The organism is Streptomyces sp. CO7 (assembly GCF_053474865.1).
The window spans coordinates 128442-135150 of sequence record NZ_JBRIOU010000009.1 but is presented as its reverse complement, the minus strand read 5'-3'; the positions used below and the strand labels follow the sequence as shown (position 1 = coordinate 135150).

Annotated in this window: 4 protein-coding genes and 1 pseudogene; 2 read left to right on the top strand and 3 right to left on the bottom strand. The window is 73.3% G+C overall.

The window, feature by feature from the left end; genetic code table 11:
* Both ACOV8S_RS27160 and ACOV8S_RS27155 read right to left on the bottom strand, forming a co-directional pair.
* A pseudogene (locus ACOV8S_RS27160) lies at positions 1-245 on the bottom strand (ABC transporter permease); the annotation flags it as partial.
* A complete protein-coding gene (locus tag ACOV8S_RS27155; protein WP_448321026.1) occupies positions 242-2881 on the bottom strand; it encodes an alpha/beta fold hydrolase in 2640 nt (879 codons plus the stop codon). The gene ACOV8S_RS27155 and the pseudogene ACOV8S_RS27160, both read right to left, overlap by 4 nt.
* A gap of 311 nt (positions 2882-3192) precedes the next feature.
* Between ACOV8S_RS27155 and ACOV8S_RS27150 the strand changes: the two genes are divergently transcribed.
* Entirely contained in the window at positions 3193-5973 is a 2781-nt protein-coding gene (locus tag ACOV8S_RS27150) for a penicillin acylase family protein (RefSeq protein ID WP_448321024.1), read from the top strand.
* Between the two features lie 103 nt (positions 5974-6076).
* Here the strand turns inward: ACOV8S_RS27150 and ACOV8S_RS27145 are convergent, their stop codons facing one another.
* A complete protein-coding gene (locus ACOV8S_RS27145) occupies positions 6077-6367 on the bottom strand; it encodes a zinc-ribbon domain-containing protein (RefSeq protein WP_448321022.1) in 291 nt (96 codons plus the stop codon).
* Between the two features lie 198 nt (positions 6368-6565).
* Between ACOV8S_RS27145 and ACOV8S_RS27140 the strand changes: the two genes are divergently transcribed.
* Positions 6566-6709, top strand: a 144-nt coding sequence (locus ACOV8S_RS27140) for an FAD-dependent oxidoreductase (protein ID WP_448321329.1), incomplete at its 3' end; no start/stop codon positions are given.

Genomic DNA, 6709 nt, shown 5'->3' with positions numbered 1-6709 from the left:
GGCCCGTCCCCGTCGTCGCCGCCGATCGCGAAGGCCACCGCCATGACCACCGGGAGCAGGGTCAGCACGGCGCCCATGGCGAGCGTCCGGCCCCGCTTGAGCTGCCGGGCGAACTCGACGCGCAGCGGCAGGGTCCGCCCCGGCCGGTACCCCTCGGCGGTCGCGGCCGAGACCGTGGTCGCGGCCGGCGTCCCGTCGGCCGCCGGCTCCGGGCCGGAACCGGCGAGCGTGCTCTGCGGGCTCATGCGGAGTCTCCGATCAGGGTGAGGAACGCGTCTTCCAGCCGGCGGTGCGGGCCCACCGACTCCACCGGGACGTCGAGCCGGACCAGCTCGGCGACCAGGCGCCCGGGGGTGGTGCCCGCCACCAGCCGGATCACCAGGCCGTCGTCGGTGACCACCGCGGTGTCCACCTCGGGCAGCGCGGCGATCTTGTCGGCCAGCGGGACCGCCACCGCCTCACCGGTGCCGACCAGGAGGGTGTCGCCGGTGCCGACGATCTCCGCCACCGGACCGGCCTGCACCAGCCGGCCCTGGTCCATCACCACGAGATGCGTGCAGGTCTGCTCCACCTCGGCGAGCAGATGGCTGGAGACGATCACGGTCCGGCCGGCGGCCGCGTACCGGATCATCACCTCGCGCATCTCACGGATCTGCGGCGGGTCGAGCCCGTTGGTGGGCTCGTCGAGGATCATCAGGTCGGGCAGCCCCAGCATGGCCTGGGCGATCGCCAGCCGCTGCCGCATGCCCTGCGAGTAGGTGCGCACCGCGCGTTCCAGTGCGCCGCCGAGGCCGGCGATTTCCAGCGCCTCCTCCAGGTGGGCGTCCTCGGCCGGCCGGCCGGTGGCCCGCCAGTACAGCTCGAGGTTCTCCCGCCCGGACAGGTGCGGCAGGAAGCCGGCGCCCTCGACGAAGGCGCCGACCCGGGAGAGGACCGGCGCGCCCGGCCGGATCGCGTGGCCGAAGACCCGGATCTCCCCTTCGTCGGGCCGGATCAGCCCCATCAGCATCCGCAGCGTCGTGGTCTTGCCCGCCCCGTTGGGGCCGAGCAGACCCAGTACCTGCCCCTTTTCCACACGGAAGGACAGGTCCCGCACCGCGAAGCGGTCGGCGGAGCCGGCGTACCGCTTGCTCAGCCCGCGGATCTCCAGCGGCACCTCGGACAGCTCCGCCGACGGTGCGGGAACGGCCGTGCGGCGGCGGCCGGCGAACAGCAGCGCCAGCGCGATCAGCAGGCCGGCCAGCGGCAGCCACCAGATCCGGGCCGGCAGCGGGGCCTCGGCGGCCCGCACGTCCTTCGCGGTCGGCACCATCAGGTCGCCCCGCAGGGAGACCGAGTACGTCGCCGGGGCGGGGGGCGAGGCGTAGGCGAGGTCGGTGGAGGCCAGGACCAGCCGCAGCCGGTGCCCGGCGCTGACCTCGTGGTCGATGACCGGCAGCGGGATCCGGACGTCCTGCCCGGAGGGCACCCGCAGCGGGGTGACCAGCTGGGAGGGCAGGACCTGACGGCGGCCGTCGGGGCCGACGTCGTAGACCTTGGCGAACAGCACCGCGTCGTCGGTGCTCGACTCGACGTGCACGGTGGCGGTGGGGGAGCCGGTGATCCGCAGGTCCTTCGTCAGCGGGCGCGACTCGAACGCGGCGAACTGGCCGGGGATGTCCAGGGAGGTGTCGACGCCCAGCGAGGAGAGCTGGGCCATCCCCCCGCCGGCGGCGAGGCCGGGCAGCGAGGAGACGGCGGGCGGCGCGGCGCCCGCCGGGTTGTCGATCCGCTGCTGCTTCCCGGTGAGCGGGAAGCGCAGCAGGCCGGCGTTCAGTCCCGGGTACTCCGCGCTGCTCGCCCCGGTGTACCGGACGTCGCCGTCCCGGGAGTCCACCCCGCCGGCCCGGGTGACGCGGAAGGCAGGCCCGGTGTCGGTCGTGCGCTCGCCCTTGAGGTAGCGGTCGAACCAGGCCTCGGTACGGGCCTGGACCCGCCCGCCCTCGGCGCTGCCGCCGTCGTGCCCGCCGGCCAGCCAGTCCACGGCCACCGGGGCGCCGTTCGCCCGGATGGCCCGGGCGGCCGCGTCCGACTGGTCCAGCGGGAAGAGCGAGTCGCTCTGGCCCTGCATCAGCAGCGTCGGCGCCTTGATGCGGTCGCCGACGGTCACCGGACTGCGGCCCGCCAGCAGTTCCATGGCCTCGACGTCCGGCTTCCCGGACTGCGCGACCCGCTCGTACATGCGGCACAGCTCGTCCTCGAAGTGGGAGCAGCCGCCGCCCGAGCTGATGAAGGTGCCCGCCCAGAGCTTCTTGAAGACGCTGTTGGGGAAGAACGCGTCGGACAGGTTCCAGTAGGTGATCGCCGGGGCCAGCGCGTCGATGCGGCCGTCGTGCCCGGCGGCCAGCAGGGCGATCGCCCCGCCGTAGGAGGCGCCGGCGGCCCCCACCCGGGGGTCGCCCTCGCCGTCCAGCCGCACCTCGGGGCGGGTGGCCAGCCAGTCGATCAGCCGGGAGACGTCGGCGACCTCGGACTTCGGGCCGTTGATCCCGATCTTCCCGGTCGACCGGCCGAACCCGCGGGCCGACCAGGTCAGCACCGCGTAACCGTGCCGGGCGAAGTCCTCGGCCTGCTCGCGGACCTCTCCCTTGTCGCCGCCGAAGCCGTGCCCGAGGAGCACCGCGGGGCGGCGCTCCTCGGACGGGCCGGAGGTGTAGAAGGAGGTGTCGATCCGCACTCCGCCGTCCATCGTCATCATCCGCGCGGTGTGCCGTACCGGGGGCGCGTCGTCGCCGGAGGCCACCGCCGCTGTTCCGACGGCCGCGGCGCCCGCCAGCACGACGGCGGCCGCTGCCGCCGCGAGCGCACGCTTCCGTGGCCACCTGGGCAATCGAAGATCCATGCGGAACACCCTACGGGGGGTTCCCGGACGCCCGGTCCGCAGCCGCTTCCCGGACCTACCGCCCGGGCCGTCACCCGCCCCCTCGGTGACGGGGGAGTGGTGACTTCCGCCGGGCACACGTGCGTCGAGGACCGGGGTCCTCGGCGTAGCGTCCGGGTCCACGGCGACGGCCGCAGCCGAGAGCGCGGATACCCTCCATGTGTTCCCCACAAACCCCGCGATTTCCGCGCGGAAGTTGGCGTACCGGCATCTTCAACTGTGCGGCTACCGGCGGTAACCTCCTGGCCCTGTCCCCGTCGGGAGGAGCTGCCGTGAGACGGCACACCCCACGCACCGCCCCTGACAGACGAACCGCCCGCAGGCTTCCGGTCCTGCTCACCGGCGCCATGATCGGCGCCCTGCTCGCCCCCGCCTTCCCGTCCGCCGCGGCGCCCGCCGCACCCGTCGCGGCAGCCGCCGTGACCGACCACTGCGGCGACGGCTGCTCGGACATCCTGCCGCCCGGCGCGGACGGCACCGCCACCCTCGCCGAGATCCTGCTCGACCAGACCGTCAACACCGTCCCCGCGCACAGCGACGACCAGCTCGGCCCCTACGCGAACCTGGCGAGCGGCTATCCGGAGCTGACCGAGTCCACCATCGGCGACTTCTTCAACGACGCTTCCTTCGGCGTCCCCGCCGACCAGGTCGCCTCCACCAAGAAGCCCGCCGGCCGCACCGACGTCACCATCGTCCGCGACAAGGCCACCGGCGTCCCCCACATCACCGGCACCACCCGCTACGGCACCGAGTTCGGCGCCGGGTACGCCGCCGGCGAGGACCGGCTGTGGCTGATGGACGTCTTCCGCCACGTCGGCCGGGGACAGCTCACGTCCTTCGCCGGCGGAGCGCCCGGCAACCAGGCGCTGGAACAGGAGTTCTGGCGGGCCGCGCCCTACACGGAGGCGGAGCTCCAGGCACAGATCGACCGGGTGGCCGCCGAGAACGGCGAACGCGGCCGCCAGGCCCTCGCCGACGCGCAGGCCTACGTGGACGGCATCAACGCCTACATCACCGCCTCCGACAAGGGCCGCTACTTCCCCGGCGAGTACGTGCTCACCGGCCACAAGGACCCGATCCTCAACCTGGGGAAGATCCAGCCCTTCAAGCTGACCGACCTGGTGGCCCTGGCGTCCGTCGTCGGCGCGCTCTTCGGCTCCGGAGGCGGCGGCGAGGTGGACAACGCCCTCTCGCTGCTCGCCGCGCAGTCCCGGTACGGCGTCGAGGAGGGCACCCGGGTCTGGGAGTCCTTCCGCGAACGCGACGACCCGGAGGCGGCGGTCACCGTACGCGGCGCCCGCTTCCCCTACGCCGGCAAACCCGCCGACCCGCAGGGCACGGCGCTGCCCGACCCGGGCTCGGTGACCCGCGAACCGCTGGTCCACAACCGCACCGGCAGCGCCGCCACGGCCAAGGCGGACGCCGCCGCCGAGGCCGCCGCCAAGGCCGCCGTCGGATCGGCCAGGCGCGGCATGTCCAACGCGCTGGTGGTCAGCGGCGAGCACACCGCGAGCGGCCGGCCCGTCGCCGTCTTCGGCCCGCAGACCGGCTACTTCGCGCCCCAGCTGCTGATGCTCCAGGAGATCCAGGGCCCCGGCATCAGCGCCCGCGGCGCCTCCTTCGCCGGACTGTCGATGTACGTCCAGCTCGGCCGCGGCCAGGACTACGCCTGGTCGGCCACCACCTCCGCCCAGGACATCGTCGACACCTACGCCGTGGAACTGTGCCAGGACGACTACCACTACCTGTTCCACGGCCAGTGCGTGGCCATGGAGAAGGTGGAGCACACCAACTCCTGGAAGCCTACCGTCGCCGACTCCACCGCCGCCGGCTCCTACACGATGCGCGCCTGGCTGACCAGGTACGGACCGGTCGAGCACCGCGCCACCGTCGGCGGCAAGAAGGTCGCCTACACCAGCCTGCGCACCTCCTACCGGCACGAGGTCGACTCCATCGTCGGCTTCCAGATGCTCAACGACCCCGGTCACGTCACCGGCCCGGAGACCTTCCAGCAGGCGGCGCAGCACATCAACTTCACCTTCAACTGGTTCTACGCCGACTCCAGCCGCACCGCGTACTACAACAGCGGCGACAACCCCGTGCGCGCGGCCGGCGTGGATCCGGACTTCCCCGCCTGGGCCGACGCCCGCTACGAGTGGCGGAACTGGAACGCCGAGAACAACCGGGCCGCCTACACCCCGCCGGCCCAGCACCCGCAGTCGCTCGACCAGGACTACTACATCTCCTGGAACAACAAGCTGGCCCACGGCTACACCGTCGCCTCCTGGGGCAACGGCTCGGTCCACCGCGGCGACCTGCTCGACGACCGGGTCCGGACCCTCGTCCAGAACGGCGACGTCACCCGGGCCTCGCTCACCCGCGCCATGGCGCAGGCCGGACTCGCCGACCTGCGCGCCGAACAGGTGCTGCCCAAGCTCCTCAAGGTGCTCCGCAGCGGCCCGGCGGACGACCCGGCCGTCACCGACGCGGTGGCCAGACTGTCCGCCTGGGTCTCGGCCGGCTCCCTGCGCACCGAGACCTCACGCGGCTCGAAGCGGTACGCGCACGCCGAGGCGATCCGGATCCTGGACGCCTGGTGGCCGCTGCTGGTGAAGGCCGAGTTCGGACCCGGCCTCGGTGAGGGCCTCTACACGGCCCTGGAGAACAACCTGCCCGTCGACGAACCGCCGGGCGCCTCGCACGGACCCACCGGCGGACACGCGGGCAGCGCCTTCCAGTACGGCTGGTGGAGCTATGTCGACAAGGACGTCCGGGCCGTGCTCGGCGAGAAGGTGGAGGGTGGCTTGGCCCGCGCCTACTGCGGGGCCGGCGATCTCGCCGAGTGCCGGGGCGTGCTCGCCCGCACCCTGAAGGAGGCGGCCGGACGCACCGCCGCACAGGTCTACCCGGGCGACGAGCACTGCGCCGCGGGGGACCAGTGGTGCGCCGACGCCGTGATCCACCGGGCGCTGGGCGGCATCACCCACGCCCCGATCAGCTGGCAGAACCGGCCCACCTACCAGCAGGTCGTCGAGTTCATGTCCCACCGGTAGGACATCCGGGACGCACGGATCCTCGGGGACCGCTCGGTCCCCGAGGACGCACCGATCAACCGGGGAGGCGGGCCCGGCCACGGCCCGGCCCGCCGTCCCGGTGTCAGGACTGGTACGGCTGCTGCTGGGAGCTGCCCTGGACCGGGTTGCCCTGCCCGCCCGCCGCGCCCGCCTGCAGCTGGTCCGCCTCCGCGCTGCTCAGCCGCCGCTGCGCCCCGCAGAAGGTGCACTGCGTCGAATACTTCACCGAGACGGGGAAGAGCGGGACGAAGAACAGCGTGAACTTCGTGACGTGCTTGCGCAGCGCGTGCGCGGAGGGGTTGCCGCAGTTCCCGCAGACCAGCGTCAGCATGGCCAGCTGGTACAGGTAGCCCTTGGTACCGAAAATGATCATCTTATGGTCCTTCCCCCTTGCGGCGTGCGCTCACAGTACCCGCAGTGGTCGAACGTGTCCCGGGGCCGCCGGGTTCCCCCCTTCACGGGGCCGGCCGCCCTCCGCGTACACCTACCGGGTCACCGCAGGAGCTCCACCCATGCACGGGCCTGGGCCTCGGGCCCACGGTGGGGGAGGGTGGGCGCCATGACATCGATCATGACGAGCCGCACCGCCTACGACGTCGTCGTGGTCGGCGGCGGCCACAACGGGCTCGCCGCGGCCGCCTACCTCGCCCGGGCCGGACTCTCCGTCGCCGTACTGGAGCGCCTGGACCGCACCGGCGGGGCCGCCGTCTCGGCC